Annotated in this window: 24 protein-coding genes; 12 read left to right on the top strand and 12 right to left on the bottom strand. The window is 66.3% G+C overall.

The genetic code is table 11. The annotated features are described in order from the left end of the window. Positions 1-5: 5 nt before the first annotated feature. Positions 6-1,424, top strand: a complete 1,419-nt coding sequence (locus ACH438_RS11560; RefSeq protein ID WP_397003971.1) for a condensation domain-containing protein — start codon at positions 6-8, stop codon at positions 1,422-1,424. Beyond that, positions 1,411-3,117 (top strand): MFS transporter, encoded by a 1,707-nt coding sequence (locus ACH438_RS11555; RefSeq protein WP_397003969.1) that lies wholly within the window; start codon positions 1,411-1,413, stop codon positions 3,115-3,117. The genes ACH438_RS11560 and ACH438_RS11555 overlap by 14 nt, the downstream gene beginning before the upstream one ends. A gap of 158 nt (positions 3,118-3,275) precedes the next feature. Here ACH438_RS11555 and ACH438_RS11550 read toward each other — a convergent pair whose 3' ends face one another. Further along, positions 3,276-3,458, bottom strand: coding sequence for an AraC family transcriptional regulator (locus tag ACH438_RS11550; RefSeq protein WP_397003967.1), 183 nt, complete (start codon positions 3,456-3,458; stop codon positions 3,276-3,278). 203 nt (positions 3,459-3,661) lie between these two features. Between ACH438_RS11550 and ACH438_RS11545 the strand changes: the two genes are divergently transcribed. From ACH438_RS11545 to ACH438_RS11530, 4 genes are all read left to right on the top strand, one after another. Then, on the top strand, positions 3,662-4,036 hold the full coding sequence (locus ACH438_RS11545; protein ID WP_397003965.1) for a hypothetical protein: 375 nt from the start codon (positions 3,662-3,664) through the stop codon (positions 4,034-4,036). Positions 4,037-5,173: 1,137 nt separating this feature from the next. Continuing rightward, the gene (locus ACH438_RS11540) at positions 5,174-5,638 is read left to right on the top strand and encodes an MspA family porin (RefSeq protein WP_397003963.1); all 465 of its coding nucleotides are present in this window, start codon (positions 5,174-5,176) and stop codon (positions 5,636-5,638) included. Positions 5,639-6,507: 869 nt separating this feature from the next. Further along, positions 6,508-8,139, top strand: coding sequence for an ABC-F family ATP-binding cassette domain-containing protein (locus ACH438_RS11535; protein ID WP_397003961.1), 1,632 nt, complete (start codon positions 6,508-6,510; stop codon positions 8,137-8,139). A 383-nt stretch (positions 8,140-8,522) separates the two neighbouring features. Beyond that, positions 8,523-8,765 carry a helix-turn-helix domain-containing protein gene (locus ACH438_RS11530; protein ID WP_397003959.1) on the top strand — a complete coding sequence of 81 codons (243 nt, stop codon included), beginning with the start codon at positions 8,523-8,525 and terminating at the stop codon, positions 8,763-8,765. 64 nt (positions 8,766-8,829) lie between these two features. Here ACH438_RS11530 and ACH438_RS11525 read toward each other — a convergent pair whose 3' ends face one another. The 4 genes from ACH438_RS11525 to ACH438_RS11510 all read right to left on the bottom strand — a co-directional run bounded on the left by ACH438_RS11525 (position 8,830) and on the right by ACH438_RS11510 (position 11,530). Beyond that, positions 8,830-9,789 (bottom strand): hypothetical protein, encoded by a 960-nt coding sequence (locus ACH438_RS11525; protein ID WP_397003957.1) that lies wholly within the window; start codon positions 9,787-9,789, stop codon positions 8,830-8,832. Between the two features lie 11 nt (positions 9,790-9,800). Beyond that, complete coding sequence (locus ACH438_RS11520) at positions 9,801-10,262, bottom strand: hypothetical protein (RefSeq protein WP_397003955.1); 462 nt, start codon at positions 10,260-10,262, stop codon at positions 9,801-9,803. Between the two features lie 194 nt (positions 10,263-10,456). Then, positions 10,457-10,906 carry an acyl-CoA thioesterase gene (locus ACH438_RS11515; protein WP_397003953.1) on the bottom strand — a complete coding sequence of 150 codons (450 nt, stop codon included), beginning with the start codon at positions 10,904-10,906 and terminating at the stop codon, positions 10,457-10,459. Between the two features lie 123 nt (positions 10,907-11,029). Further along, a complete protein-coding gene (locus ACH438_RS11510; protein WP_397003951.1) occupies positions 11,030-11,530 on the bottom strand; it encodes a cupin domain-containing protein in 501 nt (166 codons plus the stop codon). 71 nt (positions 11,531-11,601) lie between these two features. Here ACH438_RS11510 and ACH438_RS11505 point away from each other — a divergent pair, with 71 nt between their 5' ends. After that, positions 11,602-12,108 (top strand): MarR family winged helix-turn-helix transcriptional regulator, encoded by a 507-nt coding sequence (locus tag ACH438_RS11505; protein WP_397003949.1) that lies wholly within the window; start codon positions 11,602-11,604, stop codon positions 12,106-12,108. A 9-nt stretch (positions 12,109-12,117) separates the two neighbouring features. Here the strand turns inward: ACH438_RS11505 and ACH438_RS11500 are convergent, their stop codons facing one another. Further along, positions 12,118-12,645 (bottom strand): PadR family transcriptional regulator, encoded by a 528-nt coding sequence (locus tag ACH438_RS11500; RefSeq protein WP_397003947.1) that lies wholly within the window; start codon positions 12,643-12,645, stop codon positions 12,118-12,120. Between the two features lie 77 nt (positions 12,646-12,722). On the opposite strand from ACH438_RS11500, the gene ACH438_RS11495 reads away from it, so the two are divergent. Beyond that, a complete protein-coding gene (locus ACH438_RS11495) occupies positions 12,723-13,493 on the top strand; it encodes an alpha/beta fold hydrolase (protein WP_397003945.1) in 771 nt (256 codons plus the stop codon). Positions 13,494-13,586: 93 nt separating this feature from the next. On the opposite strand, the gene ACH438_RS11490 is transcribed toward ACH438_RS11495, so the two are convergent. From ACH438_RS11490 to ACH438_RS11480, 3 genes are all read right to left on the bottom strand, one after another. Further along, positions 13,587-15,362, bottom strand: coding sequence for an amidohydrolase (locus ACH438_RS11490; protein WP_397003943.1), 1,776 nt, complete (start codon positions 15,360-15,362; stop codon positions 13,587-13,589). An 82-nt stretch (positions 15,363-15,444) separates the two neighbouring features. Beyond that, a complete protein-coding gene (locus ACH438_RS11485; protein ID WP_397003941.1) occupies positions 15,445-16,011 on the bottom strand; it encodes a TetR/AcrR family transcriptional regulator in 567 nt (188 codons plus the stop codon). 191 nt (positions 16,012-16,202) lie between these two features. Beyond that, positions 16,203-19,001, bottom strand: a complete 2,799-nt coding sequence (locus tag ACH438_RS11480; protein WP_397003939.1) for an aconitate hydratase — start codon at positions 18,999-19,001, stop codon at positions 16,203-16,205. 204 nt (positions 19,002-19,205) lie between these two features. Between ACH438_RS11480 and ACH438_RS11475 the strand changes: the two genes are divergently transcribed. Together ACH438_RS11475 and ACH438_RS11470 are read left to right on the top strand one after the other, a co-directional pair. Beyond that, positions 19,206-19,745, top strand: coding sequence for a DUF6676 family protein (locus ACH438_RS11475; RefSeq protein WP_397003937.1), 540 nt, complete (start codon positions 19,206-19,208; stop codon positions 19,743-19,745). Positions 19,746-19,971: 226 nt separating this feature from the next. After that, the gene (locus tag ACH438_RS11470; RefSeq protein ID WP_397003935.1) at positions 19,972-21,393 is read left to right on the top strand and encodes an NlpC/P60 family protein; all 1,422 of its coding nucleotides are present in this window, start codon (positions 19,972-19,974) and stop codon (positions 21,391-21,393) included. A 37-nt stretch (positions 21,394-21,430) separates the two neighbouring features. Here ACH438_RS11470 and ACH438_RS11465 read toward each other — a convergent pair whose 3' ends face one another. After that, positions 21,431-22,231 carry a hypothetical protein gene (locus ACH438_RS11465; protein ID WP_397003933.1) on the bottom strand — a complete coding sequence of 267 codons (801 nt, stop codon included), beginning with the start codon at positions 22,229-22,231 and terminating at the stop codon, positions 21,431-21,433. 131 nt (positions 22,232-22,362) lie between these two features. On the opposite strand from ACH438_RS11465, the gene mug reads away from it, so the two are divergent. After that, positions 22,363-22,926: a G/U mismatch-specific DNA glycosylase gene (gene mug, locus ACH438_RS11460; protein WP_397003931.1), complete on the top strand. Its 564-nt coding sequence runs from the start codon at positions 22,363-22,365 to the stop codon at positions 22,924-22,926. Between the two features lie 67 nt (positions 22,927-22,993). On the opposite strand, the gene ACH438_RS11455 is transcribed toward mug, so the two are convergent. Continuing rightward, on the bottom strand, positions 22,994-23,368 hold the full coding sequence (locus ACH438_RS11455; protein WP_397003929.1) for a MerR family transcriptional regulator: 375 nt from the start codon (positions 23,366-23,368) through the stop codon (positions 22,994-22,996). Positions 23,369-23,434: 66 nt separating this feature from the next. On the opposite strand from ACH438_RS11455, the gene ACH438_RS11450 reads away from it, so the two are divergent. Then, positions 23,435-24,145, top strand: a complete 711-nt coding sequence (locus ACH438_RS11450) for an SDR family oxidoreductase (RefSeq protein WP_397003927.1) — start codon at positions 23,435-23,437, stop codon at positions 24,143-24,145. A gap of 8 nt (positions 24,146-24,153) precedes the next feature. On the opposite strand, the gene ACH438_RS11445 is transcribed toward ACH438_RS11450, so the two are convergent. Beyond that, a complete protein-coding gene (locus ACH438_RS11445) occupies positions 24,154-24,504 on the bottom strand; it encodes a hypothetical protein (RefSeq protein WP_397004850.1) in 351 nt (116 codons plus the stop codon). Positions 24,505-24,512 lie beyond the last annotated feature (8 nt).

Raw genomic sequence — 24,512 nt, 5'->3', positions numbered from 1 at the left:
TCACCATGGTGAATACCGGCCTTATCGGAGATTGGGCTCCGCCGACCGGCGTACTGACCGTGATCCGGCCGACGGACGCCACCCGGGCAGCAGCACTCGAGGCCCCGGTCGGCGCCACGCCGCCGTCCTACCAGCAAGAGGCATATCTGAAGGTGGCGCGCACCGGCGCCGACCTCGGCAGACGGATCGACCGGCTGATGCTGTTCACGTTCCGGCTGCCGGGCCGCGTGGATATCGAGATCGCTACCGCGGCGTTCGCCGCGTTCGTCCGGCGGCACGATTCCATGCACAGCTGGTTCGAATTCGGCACGGACAAGAAATTGATCCGAAGAGTCCTCGACGCCGGGAATATCGCGTTCGAAGCGCATACCTACGAGGATCGGGACACGCCTGTACTGGATATCATTCAGCAGGTCACTCCGGATCCCTTCCACTGGGATTGCTTCACCTTCGGAATCCTGGACCACGGCGAATCCTTCACGGTGATCTCCGCAATGGATCACCTGTACTGCGATGCGATTTCCAGCGCAATCATGGCCGCCGAATTCATGCACCGCTATTTCGAGTTGGCGGGCGGGCGATTGCCGATCGAGGCGCCGGTCGCCAGCTATCGGTCCTTCTGCGACCGGGAACGCGCCACCACCGCCGCGCTCGGCGCGCATTCGCCGGAGATCGTCGGGTGGTCGGACCGTATCAAGGCCAACGGCGGGCAGCTGCCGTCGTTCCCGCTGCCGCTCGGCACGGATTCCGGGCCGGCGTATGCGGCCATGCACACCGAACAACTCCTGGACGCCGCCGCTGCCGCAGACTTCGAGGCGGTGTGCCGTGCGGGTGGGTTCCGGCTGGTAGCGGGCGTTTTCGCGGCCGCGGCGCATGTCGATCGCGAACTGGCCGGGCGCACGACCTATTTCGGGCTGACGCCCAAGAGCGCGCGGACGACCGAGCTCGAGCGGATATCGGTGGGCTGGTACGCGAGCCTCATCCCGCTGATGTTCAGCATCGACGAGGCGCACGAGTTCCGCGATGTCGCGCTCGCGGCCGCAACGGCATTCGAAGACGGGAAGAAACTCTCAGGCGTGTCCTTGCACCGGGTCGTCGAGCTCCTGCAGGGAACACCCGGATTCCATGTCCGGGAAGGCTGGTTCGCCCCGATGCTCTCGTTCCTGGATGTGCGGAAACTGCCCGGCGCGGCGATCCTTTCGGAGATGGACGCCGGAGTGTTCGGCAGTCGCGGCTCGTCGGAGGAGGTGTATCTCTGGCTGAACTGGCTCGACGACGGGGTTTCACTCGCCGCCTTGTTCCCCGATACCCCGACCGCGCATGCCTCGGTGCGGACCTATCTCGAGACGTTCCGCAGAGTCCTGACATCCGTCGCCGCCACGGGTGACTACCGGGTCGAAGAGGCGCTAGTTGTCCACGGCTGACGCAGGTTCGGCCACGGTCCGCGGCAGTTGGTGGGGCCTGGCGGCGATCTTCATCGCGGTGTTCATGCAGATGATCGACGCGACGATCGTCACCATCGCCCTGCCCGACATCACCCGCGACATCGGCGCCAGTTTCTCCGAACAGTCGCTGGTGCTGACGATCTACACGCTGGCACTGGCCTGTTCGCTGCTGCCGGCCTCGCGGCTGGGCGGCCGCTACGGCAGGGGCGGGTTCTTCACCGCAGCGCTCGCGGTGTTCATCGCCGCGTCCGTATTGTGCGGAATCGCAGGCACTCCCACGGTGCTGATCCTCGCCAGAGCCATACAAGGCGCCGCGGCCGGGGCGATGTCGGCCCAGTCGATCGCCATCATCTCCACGAGATTCGAGGGAAACCACCGCACGGTCGCCTTCTCGATCTACGGCGCGGTCGCCGGAGTGGCGGCGATGCTGGGCCCGCTGCTCGGCGGCTTGCTGCTGGGCGCGGATCCGATGAATCTGTCGTGGCGATCGATCTTCCTGGTCAACCTGTTCCCGGGCGCCATCGCCTTGGTCATCTCGGTGTCCAAACTGCGTGGCGCCGTGGCGCGTAAAGCCTTGCCGCTGGACCTGATCGGCACGCTGCTGTCGGCGGCGGCGCTCTTCGCGCTGGTCTACTCGCTGTCATTCGGCCGGGAGAAGAACTGGTCGACAGGCATTCTCGCGTTGCTGGCCGCGGCGGTCGTGCTCTTCGCGCTCTTCGTCATCCACGAGCGGCGCTACCAGCAACTCGGCCGTGAGCCGCTGGTCGACATCACCTTGTTCGGCTCGCCGCGGTTCGTGCTGTGGATCCTCACCTGCCTGGTGATGTACGGGGTATTCGCGGCCTACTTCTTCGTGATGTCATTGTCCGTCCAAGTGGGGCTTGGGCGTTCACCCCTGCAGACCGGGCTGTTGACCCTGCCCTTCTCGGTCGGCGCGGTGGCCGGCGCACTGTGGATTTCGCGTGCGCCGCGCTTGACCGGCAGTGCGGCGATCGGCCTCGGGAGCCTGCTGTTCGGGGTGTCGCTCGCCGGGTGGCTCGTCGCGGTGCAGCCGGATGCCCGGGCTTTGACGGTGCCCGTACTCGTCCTGCCGCTCATCGCCGGCGGATTCGGCGCCGGAATGGCCGGAGCCAAGCTCCAATCCGTCGTCGTCGCCGCGGTCCCGGCCCGGCTCATGGACTCGGCCACCGGCCTGATCCCGACCGCACAACAGGTCGGAAACTCGTTCGGCGTCGCCCTGATCGGCGTGCTGTTCTTCCATCAGGTGGCCGCCGTCGGCCCGTCGATCGTCGCCGACGAACAACCAGGAATCCAAGCCGAATTGGCCACGGTCGCAGCACCGTTCAGCGCACCGATCGCCGACCGTTTCGCCCGCTGCGCCACCATGCAGTTCACCTCGCCGACCCCGGAACGCACCCCACCCGGCTGCGCCCGAGACGCCGCCGCGAACGACAGCGCGCAACCACTGCGTGCCCGCGTGGAACCGATCATCAAACGCGCCGCCACCACGGTGATCGGCCGCGTATTCCTGACCTCGTACCGAACCACGCTGTGGGTGCTGCTGGCGCTCACGACAACGGTCGGCGTGGCGGTCCTGGGCTTACCGGCCGTGCTCGAGCGGCGCCGCCGCCGGGGCGCGACAGTGGTTGCGGAGCGGGCCGTCTCACGCTGAGGACACACCCACGTCGACCGTGCTCGGTAGCTCCAAGAGCGGTCCGGGCATTCGGTGGGGCGTTCGGTGGGGCAGTCGGTGGGGCGTTCGGTGGGGCGCCTGAACGCCCCAGGCCGGAGGCATCGAATGCCCACTTGGATGGCCGTTTCCAGCTGCCATCAGGTACCCAGGGAGTTACTCGAAAACAATCCTGTTACACGTCGAGGCCGTGCGGCCGGTAGTTCGCGGAGCTCACTGGGCGTGACACCGAACCGCTTCCCGAAGGTCGTACTGAATGTGCTCAACGACCCGAACCCCAGGCCCAGTGCGATATCGGTGATGCTCACCACGTGATTCACCATGGGTCTCCCGAATTCACGCCTATCGACCGTCGATCACGATATCGGGCGCGCGCCGGGCTGACAACGTGCCGGTCGATGCGGGGACCGTGCGCCGGAACGAAAGGGGCGTGCGCCCAGGCGAAAGCGGGACGGGCCGCACATGCCTACGGTCGCAGACAGACCGCCCGCCAACACATCTCGAGGCGGCACCCCTCGGAGGAATCATGATCGATCTACAGCACGCCCTCGACCTGTACACCGCGACGTGGACAGATAAGGACCCGGCCCGGCGAAGTGATCTGGTCGCGGAACTGTATTCGCCCACAGCGGATTACGCGACCGCGGGCAACTTCTACACCGGTGACGGCGGGATCGACACCGCGGTCACCCGCAACTGGGATGCCTTCATCGCCAAGGGCTTCACTTTCGAAATCACCGACACTGCTGCGGCACATCACGGTGCGGTGCGGCTGCCGTGGCGGATGCTAGCTCCCGACGGGGTCACCGTGGCCGCGGCCGGAATGCAGTTCCTGATCTTCGACGGTAACGCCCGAGTGCGAACCGATCATCAGTTCATCACTCAGGCTCCGCCCGCTTGACCGCACGCCACGAATCAGCTCAGGGCGACAGCCGAGGCGCTGGCCCGGCGGCGCGACACACTCGCCGACCCTGTGAACATCGCGCGCCGCCGCGTCGAGGGCCTGCGGGGTTCCGAAGCAGGACGGTCTCCCGGCAACGGTAGATGAAGTGCCGCTGTGTCAGTGATCGTCGACGACATCGTGTCATGCCGTGCTCGATCGGCCGGGCATTCAGTGGGGCAGTCGATGGGGCGTTCGGTGGAGCGTCTGAACGCCCCATACAAATGGGGCCAAATGCCGTGGTAGCGAGTCATTTCCTGCGTCCACCCGGTACCCAGGGAGTTACTGGAAAACAATCCTTTACACGTCGGGCTGTGCGAACACCCCACGGTGTCCAAGAAATTGAGTCGGGCAGGAAGTCCGGCCAACCCGACCCCGCATGTCGTTATTGCCCATCGGTGACGCACCTCCACAGAATTCGGTTGGGAGCGGCCGATGTCCGCCCGTGCAAGAACTCCGGATTTCGGGTCGAAATTCAACACCCGCAAACAAACTTGTTATCGAATACGTGCCGCGGATCGTGCGCCAGTGTGTCCACGCTGCGGATTCTGCGCGCCGGCGGACCTGTTGCAGTCGGTTGTGGACGATTGCCGACGTCGGGCAGTTCTCAAGATGTCGAAACGATCGTCAGCCAGTTCCCCGCCACCCGAGAGTTGATGGATGACCGACGGGTATGGCAGCGGTGGCGCCCCGCGTGAGGGTCCTCTTCGGCGATGCGGGCTTGGATGTTCTTCGCGTAGTAGTACTCCGGATCGCCTACACGCGGGATGCGAGTCGGCTCATCGGCGTCCGTGTGCAACATCAGGAGCAGCCACCTTGCCAGGCAACCGACACCGAATCCAGTTTGTCCGGTTCGGTAACGATTCGGGCATGTGTCCCCATGGTTGGCCTGCATCCGAGCGGGTTTTCCGGTGCCAGGACCCAGCGTCTCTTCGGGAGATTCGCGTCCAAGTGCAACTGAAACTATGACCTCGGACTCTATTCGCTGCATTCGTGACGAGTACCACTTTCGTCTTCTGTAGCCGGCGGCGGGAATGTAAGTCTCTGTCTGAGTTTGCTAGGAATTTGCTCGGCAGTGATTTGCGGGAGGGACTGCCGATGGGCATTCGAAAAATCAGTACCGCCGGCGCGTGCGCCGCGTTCTCTACCACCGTCCTGGCGGTTGTCTGGAGTGCCGGATCGGCCGTGGCGGATCCGGTGGCCGACAAGTATCGGCAGACCGTGACCGACGACGGGTGGACTTTGGCGGTCACCAAGACCGCCGAGAACCTCGACCGTTGGCCCAACTTGGCCAGTTCGCCGGTTAGCCGCGAAGGCTTCGTCTCTCTGAAAGCGATCGCCGAGGTCAACGGCAAAGGCTCGCAACCGATCACCGGCGGCACGATCACCCTCGGCTACCAGATCGGTTGCGCAGTAGACGTTTCCAGCGGACTCACGCTGGGGTTGGGTTTCTCGATCGGGCCGAACGCCTCGGTGACCATCTCCCAATTTCCCGGTGTGAACCGGGACATGACTTCTGCGAAGGTTTCGCGTGTCTGCGCAGGAATCGCCGTTAGGTGGTAGCGGCCTGCACTTGCGACGCTGACCTCGACGTAGCCCGAAATCTGTGTGTCCCTGATCATCAGGAAAAACATGCCGATAAAGCACAAGGGGAACAACAGGATTGCGAGTACGATCGCATAGGGCGGAATCCTGGTCTCGCTCCGAGAATTGTCGACGGCATTCCACTGCGCGCCTTTCAACGGCAGTGGTCCTGCGGGTGTGATGATCACTCCCGGCAAAACGGTGATATCGCCGATACTTACCAGCGGGATCGGTGCAACCGGCATCGGGCCGGGAATACCTGGCGCGGTTGAGATGTGCGGCGCGGGCAGCCACTGACTGGGGTTGGTCATCGGCTCTCGATTTCGGGGGAGGAGTGTGAAAGCCTTCGATCTTGGGCCTAGTGTGGACGATGCCGCTCTCGGTCAGCGAAGGCAATGCCGTTTCGTGCTGATGGCACACGATGTCACGCGTGAGGCACAAAGTCGGGACAAAGCCGATGGAGCACAGCTGCGCCCGTCTCGTTGCTGCCGGTCCGAAGTCCGGCAACCGCGGGGATACGGTCGCTGCGGACATCGCGAGCAAGACGGGTGATCCTCGCCCTGCCAGTGCTGAACTGGGACACTCGGATATAGAACGGCATAAGCTGTTCGACGCTCCCTTGGCCCCGACGGTGGCGTGCCCGTGGCGGTAGACAACCCGGAGATGCTGGAGAGTCTCGAACCGTTGAAGTCGGAGCAAACTGGGTGCTGAGCCGATCTTGGTCGGGGATGGTGGCCCTGACCTTGGGGTCCATGTCGGGTGAGATAAAATCGGTGGTTCTTGTGTGTCGAGGGGACGCACAATCGACCAGTTAATGACCGGCTTACGCCTGCACCGAGGAGACACTTGTGATCACCGCGACCGACCTGGAGGTCCGGGCCGGAGTCCGCACCCTGTTGACGGCTCCTGGCTCGGCGATGCGGGTGCAGGCCGGTGACCGGATCGGGCTGGTGGGGCGCAACGGCGCTGGGAAGACCACCACGCTGCGCATTCTCGCCGGTGAGGGTGAACCTTACGCCGGGACCGTGATCCGTTCGGGCGAAATCGGATATCTGCCGCAGGATCCGCGTGAGGGCGATCTGGACGTGCTGGCCAAGGATCGGGTGCTGTCGGCGCGTGGACTGGACAAGCTGCTCCGGGACATGGAGAAGCAGCAGGTGATCATGGCCGAGGTCGCCGACGACAATGAGCGGGACAAGGCCGTGCGCAAGTACGGGCGGCTGGAGGAGCGGTTCTCGGCGCTGGGCGGGTACGTCGCGGAGAGTGAGGCCGCGCGGATCTGCAACAGCCTCGGGCTGCCCGAGCGGGTGCTGGCGCAGTCGCTGCGCACACTGTCCGGTGGTCAGCGGCGCCGAATCGAGTTGGCGCGCATCCTGTTTGCCGCCTCCGATGGTAGCGGCGGCAAGTCCGACACCACGCTGCTGCTCGACGAGCCCACGAACCACCTCGACGCCGACTCCATCACCTGGCTGCGCGGGTTCCTGCAGAACCACGATGGTGGGCTCATCGTGATCTCCCACGATGTCGAACTGCTCGCGGACGTGGTGAACAAGGTGTGGTTCCTCGACGCGGTGCGCGGCGAGGCCGACATGTACAACATGGGCTGGAAGAAGTACCTCGACGCCCGCGCCACCGACGAACAGCGGCGCGTGCGCGAACGCGCCAATGCCGAGAAGAAGGCGGCCGCGCTCAAGCAGCAGGCCGCCAAGCTCGGCGCCAAGGCCACCAAAGCCGCTGCGGCACACCAGATGGTCCGGCGCGCCGAGCGTATGCTGGCCGAGGCCGACGATGTGCGCGTGGCCGACCGGGTGGCGCGCATCAAATTCCCCGAGCCCGCCCCTTGCGGCCGGACGCCGCTGATGGCCACCAACCTGACCAAGCTCTACGGGTCGCTGGAGATCTTCACCGGCGTGAACCTGGCCATCGACAAGGGCAGCCGGGTGGTGATCCTGGGCCTCAACGGCGCGGGCAAGACCACCATGCTGCGGCTGCTGGCCGGCGTGGAGACCCTCACCGCCGGGCAGATCGATCCGGGCCGTGGCCTGAAGATCGGTTACTTCGCCCAGGAACACGACACTCTCGACGATCAGGCCACGGTGTGGGAGAACATCCGGCACGCGGCTCCCGATGCGGGAGAACAGGATCTGCGCGGTTTGCTGGGCGCGTTCATGTTCTCCGGTCCGCAGCTGGAACAGCCCGCCGGCACCCTGTCCGGTGGTGAGAAGACGCGTCTGGCCCTGGCCGGTCTGGTCTCCTCGGCCGCGAACGTGCTGCTGCTCGACGAGCCCACCAACAACCTCGACCCCGTCTCGCGTGAGCAGGTGCTCGACGCGCTGCGTAGCTACGCGGGTGCGGTGGTGCTGGTGACCCACGATCCGGGCGCGGCCGAGGCGCTGAATCCCGAGCGCGTCATCATGCTGCCCGACGGCACCGAGGACCACTGGTCGCAGGATTACCTGGAACTCATCCAGCTCGCCTGACCGGCGAGAGTCGTTTCACCCCAGCGGCGCCGCGCGTTCGACGCGCGGTGCCCGCCTGTGGGCTTCTCGAGAGTTTGCGGGTGCTCGAGTGTGCTTGCCGCGGTGCGGCGAAAGCCGAACCTGCCGCTCTCGTTGCTTTCGCACGACGATCACCGTCGACGATATCGACTGTCTCACAGCGGATTTGGATATTCCCGTAGCGGATAGGACCGCGCGGTCCAGGTCGGGCCGCTATCGTGGGATGGGTGGGGGATTTCCGTTGTCCGCGGGGCTGGGCGTCACAACCTCGGTACGCTGGTGATTCTCATCACAATGATTCGTTGATCACAGCCGTCCGAGTCTCTAACCTTGAATGAGGCGCCCACGGCGACTCGGAGGAAGCCATGAGTGACAGGCCCGCACAGGGTAAAGCCGTATTGGGTAAAGGCACGCGCGTCACCGGAAAGTCGCGGGATCGCTTGCAGACCCAACTGAAGAAGCAATACGAGGCAGGAGCCAGCATCCGCTCCCTGGCCCGGGAGACGGGGCGATCGTACGGCTTCATCCACAACGTGCTCGTGGAGTCGCATGTGCAGCTCCGCAGCAGAGGCGGTGCGAATCGCCGGAAAGCCGCGAAGAGCAAGTAGCCGCGTGTGAGGCATGGTCGCGACCGGCGAAAGCCGGTCGACGACTTGCCGGTTCGCATGTGACCTAGCGGATGACGGTCCCGTCGCCGAAGACGAGCAGATTAGCGAGACTCTCGAAAATCGGTAGACCGGTCTTGATTTCGAGATAGGCGAACTGCCCCTGGGGGTTCACCTCCAGGAAGTAGAACTCGCCATCGAGGCCCACACGCAGGTCGAGCACGCCGAAAGCCAGTCCCAGCGCCCCCATCAGGGTCGTGAGGGACTTGCTCACCGAGGCGGGCAGCCGATCCGCGGTGAAGGCGACGGATGTGTCCAGGCGCGAATCCACCCGTCCCACACCGGATTGCGAATCGATCCGCACCACCCACTCGATGCCGTCCACCCAGACGATGCGCAGATCGCATTCGGCGTGGACATAGCTCTGGAAGATGGTGGGGGAGTTGCGGATCGTGCCCAGGCGGCCCAGATCCCCCGGCGTCACCACGCGTGTCTCGGTGAAGGCGCCGCGGCCGGTGCCGGTGCGTTTGTAAACCACTGGGCCGGGCCGGGATTCGATGAACCCGCGGGCCTCGTCGACATCGTTGGTGACGAGGGTCTCGGGCACCGCGAAGCCGGCCCGGTATGCCGTCTCCAGCTGCACGATCTTGCGGTTGGCGGTGCGGTCCGCGCCCGGATCGTTCACCCACAGCGCGGGAATCGACCACAGCAGGCCCTGCAGGAAGCCATCGCATTCGGCGCGGCGGTAATCGTTGTCCTCGGTGCTGGCGCCGGCGGGTACATCGGTCGGGTGCGGGCGCCGCCACCAGACCGAGGTGACGTCGTCGAGTCCCATGACGTGGGACAGGCTGCGGTAGCTGCCGTCACCGCCGAGGCGGAAAGTGCCGTTCTCGCGCGGGAAGTCGCGCATGTCCAGGCGGATGGCGTTGTGTCCGTGATATTTCCGCAGGGTGGCGGTGAGCGCGTCACCGTGGAGGTCGTCGGCCTCGGTGACGATGAGCACCGATCCTGTGGTGCGGGCGGCCATCGGCGTACCCGTCAGTCCAGGCTGTCGCAGGCGGTGCCGTCGTCGCTACCGTGATGCGACCGGGTCTGGCAGCAGGTCATGGTGGCGCCGCCGACTCCGGGGTCGGGGGTGAGTTCCAGTCCGCGGGCCCAGGTTTCGGTGAGCCGGCGCAGTTCGTCGTCGCCACGGACGGGGCTGTGGTCCTGCGGGAGGGTCAGGGGGCGGTCGGTGAGTTCGATGCGCCGGCGCTGCGTGAAATCCGCGGTGGCGCCATTGCGTATCCGCACCAGGACCGGGCGGCCGTCGCAGATTCCTTGTGCGGCCGCAACTTCCCAGTCGGTGAGGTCGAGGATATCGGCGCGACGGAATGTCCAGGTCCCGTCGCTCACCCGCACGCTGATACTTCGCTCGGTGGCTGCGACGAGGTAGCCGGGTAGCGGTGGCGCGGTGGTGGCGATGGCGGTTGATCCGGGTCGGTGCAGGGCGCCGGTCATGCTGAACTCCGATCTGCTCGGGATTTGCTGCGGGGCCGAGCGTGATCTGAATCATATCCCGCGACACCGTCGATCCGGTCCGCAACGAAAGAATTCTGCCGCCCCGGCAAACGATGCGGGGGCGGCAGAAAGCGTTAGGGCCGAATAAAATTCGATGAATAACCGGGCGCCGCGGCGGGGTACCGACCGGGCGGTCAGAGACCGAGCGCGTCCGGTGAATCGGACAGTGCGCGCAGAGCGCCAGCCGGATCGGCAACCAGCTTGCGCGCCTTGAGATCCAAGATCCCCGTGACCACGTCGACCTGCGCGGATACCGTGCCGTCCAGTTTTAGGATCTGCTGCCGAATCGTGAAAACCTTGCCGCCGGACCACTCGAATTCGCAGCTCACCGTGACCTCGTCACCCAGATGCAGTTCACGGAAATACTTGATGTTCTGCTCCAGCACCACCGGCCCGATCCCGGCGGCCACCAGCTTGTCACCCGGCAGGCCCGCCGCGCGCAGCAACTCCCATCGCGCGTGCTCGGCGTACTGCACATATACGGCCTGATTCAGGTGACCGTTGATATCGAGCTCGTACCCGCGAACGGTGATCGGAACAGAGAAAACCATGAACCACACAACGATGCCCCCGGTGGCGCTCATCCCGGAATCGCAGTGGCATGACGCACAATCGCGGCGATTGCCGGGCTACCGGCAGAGAAACCGTTCGGAAGGGTATTGCCGCAGGTTGGCGCGACCGGCATCGGCGCAGGTCGACCGGCCTGTTCAGGCGCGATTGGCATTGCGCTCGGCCCACCACTGGGGAGCGTCGAGAAAGTAGTTGTCGTAATCCTTCTGGGCCTGATCGATATCGGCGGGCGTGGCCTGGCCTTGGGCGAGGCGCTCGAGGAAGTGGAAGTAGTCGTGGCGCTCGACGCCGGGGGTGAGGGCGATCAGGAGGCGGGCGGAGCTGTCGGGTGCGGCGCCGAACGCGTGCGGCATGAACTTGGGCACCACGAGGGCCCCGCCCGCGCCCACGGTGACGATCTTGTCCCCGGCCATCACCTGCAGTTCGCCGTCGGCCACATAGAACAGCTCGTCGGACAGCGTGTGGTAGTGCGGCGTCGCACCGTCGGCGCCGCGGGCCATGGTGACCTCGACCGTGCTGCTCGAGCCGCCGGCCTCGTTGGAATCGATGAGCAGGCGCACCGAAACCGGCTTGCCGGCGCCGATGGTCTCGGCGTCCTGGGGCTGGCGGATGACGGCGGAACGGGAAGTGGCGTTCATGACTGATCCCAAACTGTTCGTTGATTGATAATTCGCTACCGAACTATATGGCATCGAATAGAGTGTTGTCCATGGGTGAGAAGCAAGCCGACGCGGTGGACGCGATCGAAGCGCAGTGGCGGCGCGAACGGCCCGACCTGAATCTGGAGGCCATGGCGATCATTGGCCGCCTGGGCCGGCTCTACCTGATCGCCGGGCAGCAGATCGAATCCGTTCACGGCGTACACGGATTGCAGCGCGGCGAGTTCGATGTGCTTGCGGCACTGCGCCGTTCGGGCGAGCCCTATGAGCTCAACCCGTCGGTGCTCGCCGATACACTCATGGCCTCACGCGCCGGGATGACCGGCCGGCTGGACCGGCTGGAGAAGGCGGGATTGGTGCGGCGCGTCGCCGACGCGGGGGACCGGCGCGCGGTCAAGGTCGTGCTCACCGATCGCGGACTGCAGGTGATCGACGTGGCGGTCACCGAGCATGTGGAGAACGAAACCCGCATCCTTGCACCGCTTTCCGCGGGCGAGCGTCAGGAGCTCGACCGCATGGTGCGGGTGCTCCTGGCCGGTCTCGGCACTCTCGACTGAACCGGCGATCTATCGGGCGTCGGCCGCGCGCTGTTCGAGGTCGGCGATCTCCGCGCGCAGCCACTCCTTGTCGGCGGTGCTGGTGGCCGCGGCCATGGTGAGCATCCCGCGCCGGAAACGATCCGGCATCTCGGCGGCCTTCAGTGGCCGTCCCTGCTCGTAGAAGTAGCTCGCGGGCTCCTCGTAGAACGCCAGCCGGCGCCGCAGCACGGTGAGTTGGTCGGCCGGATCGGGTAGGAAACGCAGGAACGCCAGCAGGATGAAGAAGTTGTTGCGGTCGGTGATCTCGACTGGGGCCGGATCCCGCAGCCGGCGCAGCAGATCCGCGCGCCCGGCCGCGGTGAGCGTGTAGACCTGACGGCCGCCGTCATCGTCCTTGGTGAGCAGTCCGGCGGTCTGCAGCCGTTTCAATGCCGGATACAGTGCGCCGTCGCTGACCGGCTTGATGTGGCCGGATAGTCCCGAGATGCGTTGGCGTAACTCGTACGCGTGCATGGGCTGCTCGAACAGGAATCCCAGGATGCTCACCTCCAGCATGGGGTAACCATAGCCTCTATTCGACTTATCTCGAAAAGAGATAGCTCGATTAGAGACACTCTATTAGAGTTACCGGCATGACCGACTTCATGACAACCCCCGACGGCACCCGGCTCGCCTACGTGGATTCCGGCGGACCGGGCCGTCCGATCCTGGCCCTGCACGGCGCATTCGGCTGCGGCCGCGGCTGGATGCCCTTGGCCGAACGCCTCGACCGCCGCATCATCGCGCCGGACCAGCGCGGACACGGCGAATCCGATAAGCCCGGCGACTACTCCCGCGCGGCGTTCCTCGCCGACACCGCCGCCTTCATCGAGAAACTCGGACTCGGACCGGTCGCGATCATCGGCCACTCACTCGGCGCGATCAATGCCTACCAGCTGGCCGCGCAACGCCCGGACCTCGTGGAATCCTTTGTCGCGATCGACTTTCCGGCCGAGGCGGGGGACTTCACCAACTCGTGGCTGGACGAACTGCCACGACGGTTCGCCAGCCTGGGCCAGATGCACGCCACGATCCGCCGGCTCGCCTCGATCGGAGAACCGTTCCACTTCCTCGAGAGCGCAGTGCAGGACGCGGACGGCTGGTACTTCCGATGGAATGCCGAGGACATCCACGCCAGCAAGCGCGGCGTCATCGGCAACTGGTGGGACGACTGGACCGGCAGCACCTGCCCCGCATTGCTGCTGCGCGGCGGGGACAGCCCCGTGATTCCACCGGAACACGCGCGAGAGATGGTGCGGCGCAGGCCGAATACGGAACTCGTGACCATCGCCGGGGCCGGCCACGACATGTACATCAGTCACCTCGACGAGACGGCGGCCCATATCGGCCGCTTCCTCTCCTGACCGGCTGCTGCGCGCCGGTTCCAGTCCTGGCGGCTGCCAGGACGTTTCGGTCGCGGCAGGCTGCCAGATTCGGAGTTCCGCACTCACCCGCGTCTATTTGCGGCGCACCCCGCCTACCCAGGTCTGCTGGACTTGGATGGCGCCGAGGTCGGCGGTGCGCGGATCCGCGTCGAGGACCGTGAAATCGGCGAGCAGGCCGGGGGCGAGGCGGCCGCGGTCGGCCAGGCCGTGCTGGCGGGCGGCTTCGCTGGTGTAGGCGGCGAGCGCTTCCATCGGGGTGATGCGCTGGTCGGCGCCGAGTACTCGGCCCGAGGCGGTGCGGCGTTCGACGGCGTCGCGCATGGTCAGCAGTGGGTGCAGCGGGGTCACGGGGGCGTCGTTGTGCAGGGTTACCGAGACGCCGTGGTCGATCAGGCTGCGCGCTGGATCCATTCGGGCGGCGCGCTCGGGGCCGAGGAAGAGTTCCACGTGCCGGTCGCCCCATACGTAGATGTGGCGGGCGAATACCGAGGCGGCGATGCCCAGCGGGGCCAGGGCGGTGATCTGGTCGTCGCGCAGGACCTGGCAGTGCTGCATGAGTACCGGGACTGTGCTGCCGGTCTTTTCGCGTGCGGCGCGGGTGGCGGCGATGACGGCGTCGGCGGCCGCGTCGCCGTTGGCGTGGATGGCGGCGGGCAGGTCGCGGGCGAACGCTTCGACGATGAGGTCGGTGAGTTCGGCTACTGAGGAACGCAATTGACCCGCCGGGCCTTGGGGCGGGCCGCCTTCGGGGAAGGTGTGATACGGCTCGGTGAGGGCGGCGGTCCAGCCCTGGATGGAACCGTCGGCGAAGCCCTTGACGCCCAAGGTCTGTACCCACGGCGCGCGATTGGGGGCCTTGTCGGCGGCCGTGCGCAGGGCTTGGAGGGTGTCGCCGTTCACCCAGAGTCCGACGCGCACTTGCAGATACGGGACCTGTGCGAGGGCGTTGTAGGCGGTGACCAGGGCTGGGGTGGCCGCGGCATCCAGTGCGGTGGTGACGCCGACCGACAGCGCCGCGTTGGTGGCGGCGTCGAGTACGCCCAGCAGGGCGGTCGGATCCAGTGTCGGCAGTGCGGAATTCAGGGTCGCCGAGGCCGCGGTCTCGTAGAGGATGCCGTTCGGCGTGCCGTCGGGATTGCGGCCGTATTTGCCGCCGGCCGGATCCGGTGTGGTGGCGGTGATGCCGAGTTTGGCCAGGCCACGCGAGTTCACCATGGCCAGGTGGCCGGAATCGTGCACCAGCAGCAAAGGCCGGTCGGGGATTGTCGCGTCGAGTTCGGCGAGGGTGGGGAAGCGGCGTTCGCGGATGCCGGTGTCGTCGAACTGCTGGCCGAGCACCCAGACCAGATCGCCGATACCGGGATGGGTCGCGGCCTGCGTGCGCAGCCGGTCGAGCACCTCGGCGATGGAGTCCACCGAACCCAGCGGCGGCGCAGCCAGATTCGCGGTCAGCGTGCCCACGCCGATACCCAGGAAATGCCCGTGCGGATCGATGAATCCCGGCGTGACGACCTGCCCGCCGAGATCGGTGACCTCGGTGCCGCCGCGCTGGCGCAGGGCGTCCTGCACCTCGGAATCGGTGCCCAGCAAGGCGATTCGATCGCCTTCGAGCAGCATGGCGGTGGTTTCGGGTTGCGCGGGATCCATGGTGACGATGGTCGCGTTCACCACGGCGCGGACCGCGGCGGGCGCGGGATCGAGCGCGCGAGGTTCGGCCGCCGCCGCGGCGGGGCGCAGGGCCGCGGTCAGGCCCGCGGTCGCGGTGAGCGCGCCGGCGAAGCGGAGTGCGTCGCGTCGGGTGAAGCGGTCGGCCCGGAACCAGGGGAGCGGTTCGCACCCGTCACACATGAATCCCTACCTCCCAGCTGCAGTCTCGCTGCAACTTAGCAAGCAAAGGTAAGGACCATGGCGGCGGGGGATCCCCGGACGATCAGTTCCGGCGGCGGATGGAAGCTTCCACGAGATCGAGGACCGCTTCCAGATTGTCATTGGCGTGACCGGAGGCGATGCGGGCGATGAGACCGTCGAGCACCAGGTCCAGGAAGCCGAGCAGCACTTCGGTGGGCACATCGTCGCGCAGCGCGCCCGCGGCCTTGCGGCGTTCCAGCCGGGCCACGGTGGCGGCGGTGAGCTCCTCGGAGCGTTCTTCCCAGTTGGCCCGGAATTCGGGATCGTTGCGCAGCCGGCGGGCGATCTCCAGGCGGGTGCCGAGCCAGTCGAAATCCTCTGGGCGCGCGAGCATGTCACGCATGACCTGGATCAGGCCCTGATTGGCGGCGACCTCGGCCATGCGGCCGGCGTCCTCCTGCGCGAGGGCCAGGAACAGGGCGTCCTTGTCGCGGAAGTGGTGGAAGATCGCGCCCCGCGACAGACCTGTCGCTTCTTCGAGGCGGCGCACGGTGGCGCCCTCGTAGCCGAATTCGGCGAAGCAGCGGCGCGCGCCATCGAGGATCTGGCTGCGCCGGGCGGCGAGATGGTCGTCACTGACCTTGGGCACTGGGCTCCTCCGAAACGTGTTGTGCGGGTTCTCCATAACGATCATGGGACCGAAACGGAGAACCCGCACTGGCGACGAGCGAAGCGACCCGCGAACGGATCGCGTGGCAGGGACGGCCGTACAACCGTCTTCGGCCACCACGTCCCGGCTTCGAAACAGCCCTTCGAAAGCCGGGACGCTGCGGTTTTCTACTAGCCGCGGATCATGTTGCGCAGCACGAACTGCAGGATGCCGCCGTTGCGGTAGTAGTCCGCCTCACCGGGGGTGTCGATGCGGACGACCGCGTCGAACACGACCTTCTCACCGTTCACCTTGGTGGCGGTGACCTTCATGGTCTTCGGAGTCACACCCTCGTTCAGCTTGGTGATGCCCTCGATATCGAAGGTCTCGGTGCCGTCCAGCTTCAGCGACGCGGCCGACTCGCCGGCCGGGAACTGCAGCGGGACAACGCCCATGCCGATCAGGTTCGAGCGGTGGATGCGCTCGAAGGACTCGGTGATGACGGCCTTGACGCCCAGCAGACGGGTGCCCTTGGCGGCCCAGTCACGCGAGGAACCCGAGCCGTACTCCTTGCCGCCCAGCACGACCAGCGGGATGCCCGCGGCCTGGTAGTTCTGCGAGGCGTCGTAGATGAAGGCCTGCGGGCCACCCTCCTGGGTGAAGTCGCGGGTGTAACCACCCGAGACGTCGTCCAGCAGCTGGTTGCGCAGACGGATGTTGGCGAAGGTGCCGCGGATCATGACCTCGTGGTTGCCACGACGCGAACCCAGCGAGTTGTAGTCCTTGCGGGCCACACCGTGCGAGTCCAGGTACTGCGCGGCCGGGGTGCCCGGCTTGATCGGACCGGCCGGGGAGATGTGGTCGGTGGTGACCGAATCACCCAGCAGCGCAAGCACACGCGCGCCCTTGATGTCCTCGACCGGAGCCGGATCCATCGACATGCCGTCGAAGTACGGCGCCTTGCGGACGTAGGTCGAGTTCTGGTCCCACGCGAAGGTGTCGCCCTCGGGGGTGTTCAGGCCCTGCCAGCGCTGGTCACCGTCGAAGACGGTGGCGTAGGAGCTGGTGAACATGTCCCGGCTGATCGCGGACTTGATGGTGTCGTCGATCTCCTGCGGGGACGGCCAGATGTCCTTGAGGAAGACGTCGTTGCCGTCCTTGTCCTTGCCCAGCGCGTCGACCTCGAAGTCGAAGTCCATGGTGCCCGCGAGCGCGTACGCGATGACCAGCGGCGGGGAGGCCAGGTAGTTCATCTTGACGTCGGGGGAGATACGACCTTCGAAGTTGCGGTTACCCGACAGCACGGCGGTGACCGAGAGGTCGTTGTCGTTGATCGCGGCCGAGATCTGCTCGGGCAGCGGGCCGGTGTTGCCGATGCAGGTGGTGCAGCCGAAGCCACCCACGTAGAAGCCCAGCTTCTCCAGGTACGGCCACAGGCCGGCCTTCTCGTAGTAGTCGGCGACGACCTGCGAGCCCGGGGCCATGTTGGTCTTGACCCACGGCTTGGACGCGAGGCCCTTCTCGACCGCGTTGCGGGCCAGCAGCGCCGCGCCGATCATGACCGACGGGTTGGAGGTGTTGGTGCAGGAGGTGATGCCCGCGACCACGACCGCGCCGTGATCGATCACGAAGTCGCCGCGCTCGGGATCGGAGACCTTGATCGGCTTGGACGGGCGACCGGTGTTGCCGTTGGCGGCATTCGGGATGATCGCGTCGTCGTCGGCGAAGGACAGCTCGGCCGGATCGCTGGCCGGGAAGGACTCTTCCAGGGCCTCGTCCAGCTTCGAGTGCGGGGCCGCCTCGGGATCGTTGGTGTAGTTGTGGATGTCCTTGCGGAACGCGATCTTGGACTCCGACAACAGGATCCGGTCCTGCGGGCGCTTCGGGCCGGCGATGGACGGCACCACGGTGCCCAGGTCCAGCTCCAGGTACTCCGAGTAGGCGGGCTCGTTGTCGGCGTCGTGCCACAGGCCCTGTTCCTTGGCGTAGGCCTCCACGAGCGCGAGCTGATCATCGCTGCGGCCGGTGAGGCGCAGGTAGTTGATGGTCTCCTCGTCGATCGGGAAGATCGCTGCGGTGGAACCGAATTCGGGGCTCATGTTGCCCAGGGTGGCGCGGTTGGCCAGCGGCACCTCGGCGACGCCCTTGCCGTAGAACTCGACGAACTTGCCGACCACGCCGTGCTTGCGCAGCATGTCGGTGACGGTGAGCACCACGTCGGTGGCGGTGACGCCGGGCTTGATCTCACCGGTCAGCTTGAAGCCGACGACGCGCGGGATCAGCATGGAGACCGGCTGGCCCAGCATGGCGGCCTCGGCCTCGATGCCGCCGACGCCCCAGCCCAGCACGCCCAGGCCGTTGACCATGGTGGTGTGCGAGTCGGTGCCGACGCAGGTGTCGGGGTAGGCCTGGCCGTTGCGGACCATGACGGTGGGGGCCAGGTATTCGATGTTGACCTGGTGGACGATGCCGACGCCCGGCGGGACGACCTTGAAGTCGTCGAAGGCGCCCTGACCCCAGCGCAGGAACTGGTAGCGCTCGCCGTTGCGCTGGTATTCCAGGTCGACGTTGCGCTCGAGGGCGTCGGCGGTGCCGAACACGTCGAGGATGACCGAGTGGTCGATGACCATGTCGGCGGGGGAGAGCGGGTTGACCTTGGACGGGTCGCCACCGAGGGTGGTGACGGCCTCACGCATGGTGGCCAGGTCGACGATGCAGGGGACACCGGTGAAGTCCTGCATGATCACGCGGGCCGGCGTGAACTGGATTTCGGTGTCGGGCTGGGCATTCGGGTCCCAGTTGGCGATCGCGCGGACGTGATCGGCCGTGATGTTCGCGCCGTCCTCGGTGCGAAGCAGGTTCTCGGCGAGGACCTTGAGGGCGTAGGGCAGCTTCTCGGTGCCGGGGACAGCCGCGAGGCGGAAGATCTCGTAAGAGTTGCTTCCGACCTCGAGGGTGCCCTTGGCGCCGAAGGTATCGATACTCGTCACGTTCAGCTCCACTCGTCTGTGAATGGGGGCCACCGGCGGGGCTGTGCCGATGGCTCTCGTCGGGGCGCGAGGCCCCGTCCGGGTTCCGACCCTAACAGTACGCTTGTCCTGTGAGCACATCGGGAGGGGGTGTGACCGGGGTGACGGGCAACTTCTGCGTGGCGCGGTGAAGTGATACGACAACTTGTGCCGTACTGTGCCTTCGTGACCGTCTCGCACACCTCGGTTTTCACGCCCATGAAGGCGGAACTACCGCCGAACACCGATCTCAAGGCCATCATCGCTGATCTGGCCGAGGATCACGTGTCCGCCCCCCAGGGGAAGGACAAGGATGGGCTCATCGCGATTGCCGAAAGCGCGCGCGAGCACGGTATCCCCCTCGACATCATTGTCGTACAGGGCAATCCGGGCATCGAAGCGAATCTGCGGGATCTCGCGACCGAGGTCGGCCAGACCGAGCACGGCACCGTGGTCGTCTTCAGTGACGACTGGGTCGGCACCTACAGCGACCAGTTCACCCGGGCGCGGCTGGAGTGGGCCGAGGACAAGGCCAAGTATCGCGGGCCCGATCACACCACGGATGCGGCGCGGACCTTCGTGGACCGGCTCGAACAGCCCGAGGGCGTGTCGTGGACGGTGATCATCCTGGTGATCCTCGGTGTGCTCGTTGCCGTGATCGGCGGTCTGTACGTGGTGAAGTCGCGGCGCGCCGCCGCTTCCGGCCCGCATTCTCCGGTCGCCTGACCAAGTTTCGTTCGCTGCACCCTTGCTGACACCCGGAAGGTTTTCCGGGTGCTCGGCCGTCGTGTCGTGCGGAAAATCGCTGCGCGAGCAGGCAACTTGATGGCTATCCACGAATTACACGAATGTGATTGTGGCGTGGCGATCTCTCTCTATCCTTGACGTGCCGTACGGTTTCGCGTTGGCACGGTTGGGGATGAAGTGCCGGATGGGACTCCAGGGAGGTGCGATGCGACAACCGATGATGCGGCGACGCCGCTCGTTACGGGTCGCTACGGAGTTGCTCGTAGCCGTAGCGGTGCTGGCAATCGGGATTGCCAGCGGTAATGCCGTGCCACCCCCGCCACCCAACCCCAGCGACAGCGACCTCAACAATGCCGGCGCCCAGGTCGACGCCGGAGTCGGCGAGGTCGGCGCCCTCATCAACCAGGTCGCCGCCGCCGAACAGCAACTGCAGCAACTCGACGACGCCGTCGCCGCCCGCCGCGAAGCCGTCAACAAGGCACTCGTGGACCTGCAGGTGGCCCGCGACGCCGCCGACGCCGCCGCCCGCACCGTCACCCAGTGTCAAGCCGACCTCACCGACGCCGGCACGAAAGTCGATGCGGCACACCGCGATTTCGACAAATACGTGGCCCAGGTCTACATGCGCCCCGGCTCCACCTCACTGATCAATTACATGGCCGCCCCGAGCCCGGAGATCGCACTCAACCGCGCACAGGTGCTCGTCATCGCCTCCAAGAGCCGCCAGCAGGTGGTGGACGGGCTGCGCCACGCCCAGGTCGACCAGGCCAACAAGACTTCTACCGCCAAACAGGCCCAGCAGGCCGCCGATGCCGCCGCGGCCGATGCCGAAGCCAAGAAGACCGACGCACAGAACGCGGTGGCTGCCGCCCAGACCGCCTTCGACCAGCAGGCCTCCCAACGCAACACCCTTGTTTCCCAGCGTGATTCGGCCCAGCAGCGCCTGGACGCGGCCCGCGCCACCGTCGTCGGCCTGCAGAGCCAGCGCGACGCGTTCACCGCCTGGGATCAGCAGCGCCGCGCCGAACAGGCCGCCGCCCGTGCCGCGGCCGCCGCCGCCGCGACCCGCGTGAAGGCCGACCGCGACTCGGCCGAACGTGCCTCCGGCCTCGCTCAGGGACAGCGTCCCCATACCCAGATCGACAACGCGCCACCGCCCACGACCCGCCGCGGCGGTACACCGAACCGCCCGAGCGGAAGTCGCGCCGATCTCATCGAGATCGTGGTCGACCGCGCCATGTCCGAACTGGGTGTGGACTACGCCTGGGGCGGCGGTGACGAGGACGGCCCCACCCTCGGCATCCGCGACGGCGGCGTGGCCGACCGCCACGGCGACTACGCCAAGACCGGCTTCGACTGCTCAGGCCTGATGATTTACGCATTCGCCGGCGTCGGCGTCTCACTGCCGCACTACAGTGGCTACCAATACAACATGGGCACAAGGGTTCCCGTCGGCGACCGCGAACGCGGCGACATGCTCTTCTGGGGTCCCGGCGGAAGCGAACACGTAGCCCTCTACGTCGGCAACGGCAAGATGGTCGAAGCTCCCCAATCCGGTGACGTGGTCCGCGTGTCGTCGGTCCGCGAGGACGGCATCATGCCCTACGCAATCCGCATCATCTCCTGACCGCGTCCTCCTTCGCTGTCGGAGCGGCTGTGCTGGTTCAGTTTTGTGCTGCGAGTGCAACGTTGTCGGAAGGGGACTTCGCGCCGATTGCTTTGCCGGCGAACGCATGCAGCAGGATGCTGGTCAGGAACGCGTGGTACTGATCTGCCCATGCGCGTGCGGCGTCGTAGAACTCGCGTGCGGTGGCCTCGCTGACCTGTCCTGGATTTCTCGTGCCGTCGCGGAAGATGGCGTCGAGTTGTCTGAAGGTGGCTTCGAGTTCCCAGGGGGTGCCGGGCCAGACTCTCGCGATCGGGACGGCGGGGTCCGGGTCGAGGCGGTTGACCAGTTCGATGAGTTTCTGTCCGTTGAACTCGAGCGATGTGCCGGGTTGCGAGGCGGCCAGCTGCCGGATCCGGGTGCTGGGTGCGGTGAACTGATCGAGTAGTGCGAGGTTGGCTTGCACGCGGCGCACTTCGTCGGCGGACAATGCGCAGGCGATGACGACGGCGGGGTCGGTTGCGAGGAGCTTGCGCAACAGGTCCTCGGTCAAGGGAGGCTGTGCCCTCGATGCATAGCTCTGCTCGAATGGTGGTGTGGCGGCGTCGTTTGTCGGTGTCGGCGCTGGTGCAGGTGGGGAGTTGCGCTGAACCGAGTGCCGAGCGGCATCGATGGCGTTCGCGGCGTCGGCTGTTCGTGCTTCCAGCTCGGCCGACACGCCTGCGGTCTGGAATTTGGCCGATTGGAGGCGCCCTATCAGCCCGGTCAAGCTACTGCGCAGCCAGAACGCGACGCTCAATCCGACGATGGGCCATTTGATGGTGTTGATGTATTCGAGAACCCTCTCGGGTGCACTCACGGCGCGATCCTAGGGCCCGGGAGCTCGAAATGCAGACCGATGCAACGGGATACGGTCGAGAGGCATGGTTCGGCACGAGCCTGTCGGTACCCGTGTGCGTCGGGCAGGGCGGGCACCGGCAGACTGAGGGGATGGGTACTGGTTCGTCGGCTCGGCCGTCGCCTGCGGATCTGGCTGCGGCGCAGGACAAGACCATTCCCGATCTGATCGGGCCCGACTTGCAGGTGCTGTTCTGTGGAATCAATCCGGGCCTGTGGTCCGGGGCTACCGGAATCCATTTTGCTCGTCCGGGAAATCGGTTCTGGCCGGCGTTGCATCGGTCCGGCTTCACGCCGCGCCTCTTCCGGCCCGATGAACAGCGAGAACTGCTCGGGCTCAGTTTGGGGATCACGAATGTGGCCGCACGAACGACCGCCAAGGCCGACGAGCTGACCGCCGATGAGCTGCGTGCCGGGGGACGCGCCTTGGTCGATCGGATCGAGCGGTATCGCCCCCGGGTACTGGCTGTGCTCGGTATCGGCGCCTACCGCACGGCCTTCGGTCGTCCGCGCACCACGATCGGCCCCCAGCCCGAGCGGATCGGCGATACGGCGGTGTGGGTGCTGCCCAACCCCAGCGGGCTCAACGCGCACTACACACTCGACGCCCTGGCCTCGGAATTTCGCGCGCTGCGCGAGGCGGTCGAAATCGGCTGACCGTTTCCGCTACGCGAATTCGCCTGGGTGCAGCAGCATTTCGTCACGTCACGCGATTCGAGACCGATCAGGTCAGTGCAGTGGCGACGGTTTGTCCTTCGGTGCGTTGGCCGGCGGCTGTGATCACGTCGTCGAGGCGGTGCAGGGCGTCGGTCATGGTGGCGATGTGGGCGGCGAGGCGGGCGCGCTCGGTGAGTAGTTCGTCGCGTTGGGTGGGGGTGGTGTGGCCGGTGTCGATGCAGGGCAACAGTTTTGCGATGGTGCGGCTGCTGAGTCCGGCGGCGAAGAACTGCTGGAAGATGCGTACTCGTTCGATCGCTTCGTCGGTGTAGATGCGCTGGCCGGAGGCGGTGCGCCCGGGGATGAGCAGTTGCTGTTCTTCGTAATAGCGCAGGGCGCGGACACTCACGCCGGTGCGGTCTGCGAGTTCTCCGATGCGCATGGATTTTCGTCTTTCTCGCTCGGGGGCTTGCCTCTCACGTCAACGTGAGGTTTTAGCGTAGCGGTCATGGAAATCAAGGATTCGATTGCCCTGGTGACCGGCGCCAATCGCGGCATCGGCCGAGACTTCGTCACCGAGTTGCAGCGCCGGGGAGCTACCAAGATCTATGCGGCCGCCCGCCGTCCGGAGGACATCGACGCGGCCGGCGTCGTGCCGATCCGATTGGACGTCACCGACGACGTGTCGGTCGCCGCGGCGGCCGCGGCTGCCGGTGACGTGACATTGCTGATCAACAATGCTGGAGTGTCGACCTTCGCGAAGCTGGTGGACGGTGCGATGCCGGATATCCGAAAAGAGATGGAGACCAACTACTTCGGCACCTTGCGGATGGTCCGTGCCTTTGCGCCGGCGCTCGCGGCCGGTGGCGGCGGCGCAGTGCTCAACGTGTTGTCGGTGATGGCATGGATGGCCTATGAGCACTCGAACAGCTATTCCGCGTCCAAGGCCGCGGCCTGGGCTCTGACCAATGGCATCCGCGTCGAGCTCGCCGAGCAGGGCACCCAGGTCACCGGGCTGGCCATGGCCAGCGTGGATACCGACATGATGGCCGACATCGACATCGACAAGACCGATCCCGCGCTGATCGCCCGCCGTGCACTCGACGGGCTGCAGTCCGGTGCGCTCGAAGTACTGGCCGACGAGCTGACGGTGGCGTGGAAAGCGCGCCTCGGCGATGACCCGGCACTCCTCTATCCGCAGCTGGCGACTCGTCGATAGCCGGGTTGCTACCAGAGCGGGTGGGTGGCCAAGCGGGACAGGCACTCGTCGACGACGTCGGCGGCCGGGCCGGGGGTGTCGGAGGCGGCCCAGCGTTCGATGGCCAGGCGGACCGCCGTGTTGGCCAGCGCGGCGGTCAGGGCGACGTCGAGGTCGTCGAGGGGGCGTTGGGTGCGCGCGGCGATGATGGGGACGAGCTGGGATTCGCTGTCCTGGTGGACCTTGAGCCAGGTGGCGCGCAGGGCCGGGAGTTGGGTGGCGGCGCTGACGAGGGGGCGCAGCCGGGTTTCGGGGATGGATTCGGCGGCGAGGGCGCGCGTGGTCGCGGTGCGGTAGGAGCGGGCCAGTGCCTCGCGCAGGGGGAGAT

The organism is Nocardia sp. NPDC020380 (genome assembly GCF_044386975.1).
Classification (GTDB): domain Bacteria; phylum Actinomycetota; class Actinomycetes; order Mycobacteriales; family Mycobacteriaceae; genus Nocardia.
The sequence above is the reverse complement of the archived record's forward strand: the minus strand, read 5'-3'. Positions and strand labels throughout refer to the sequence as shown.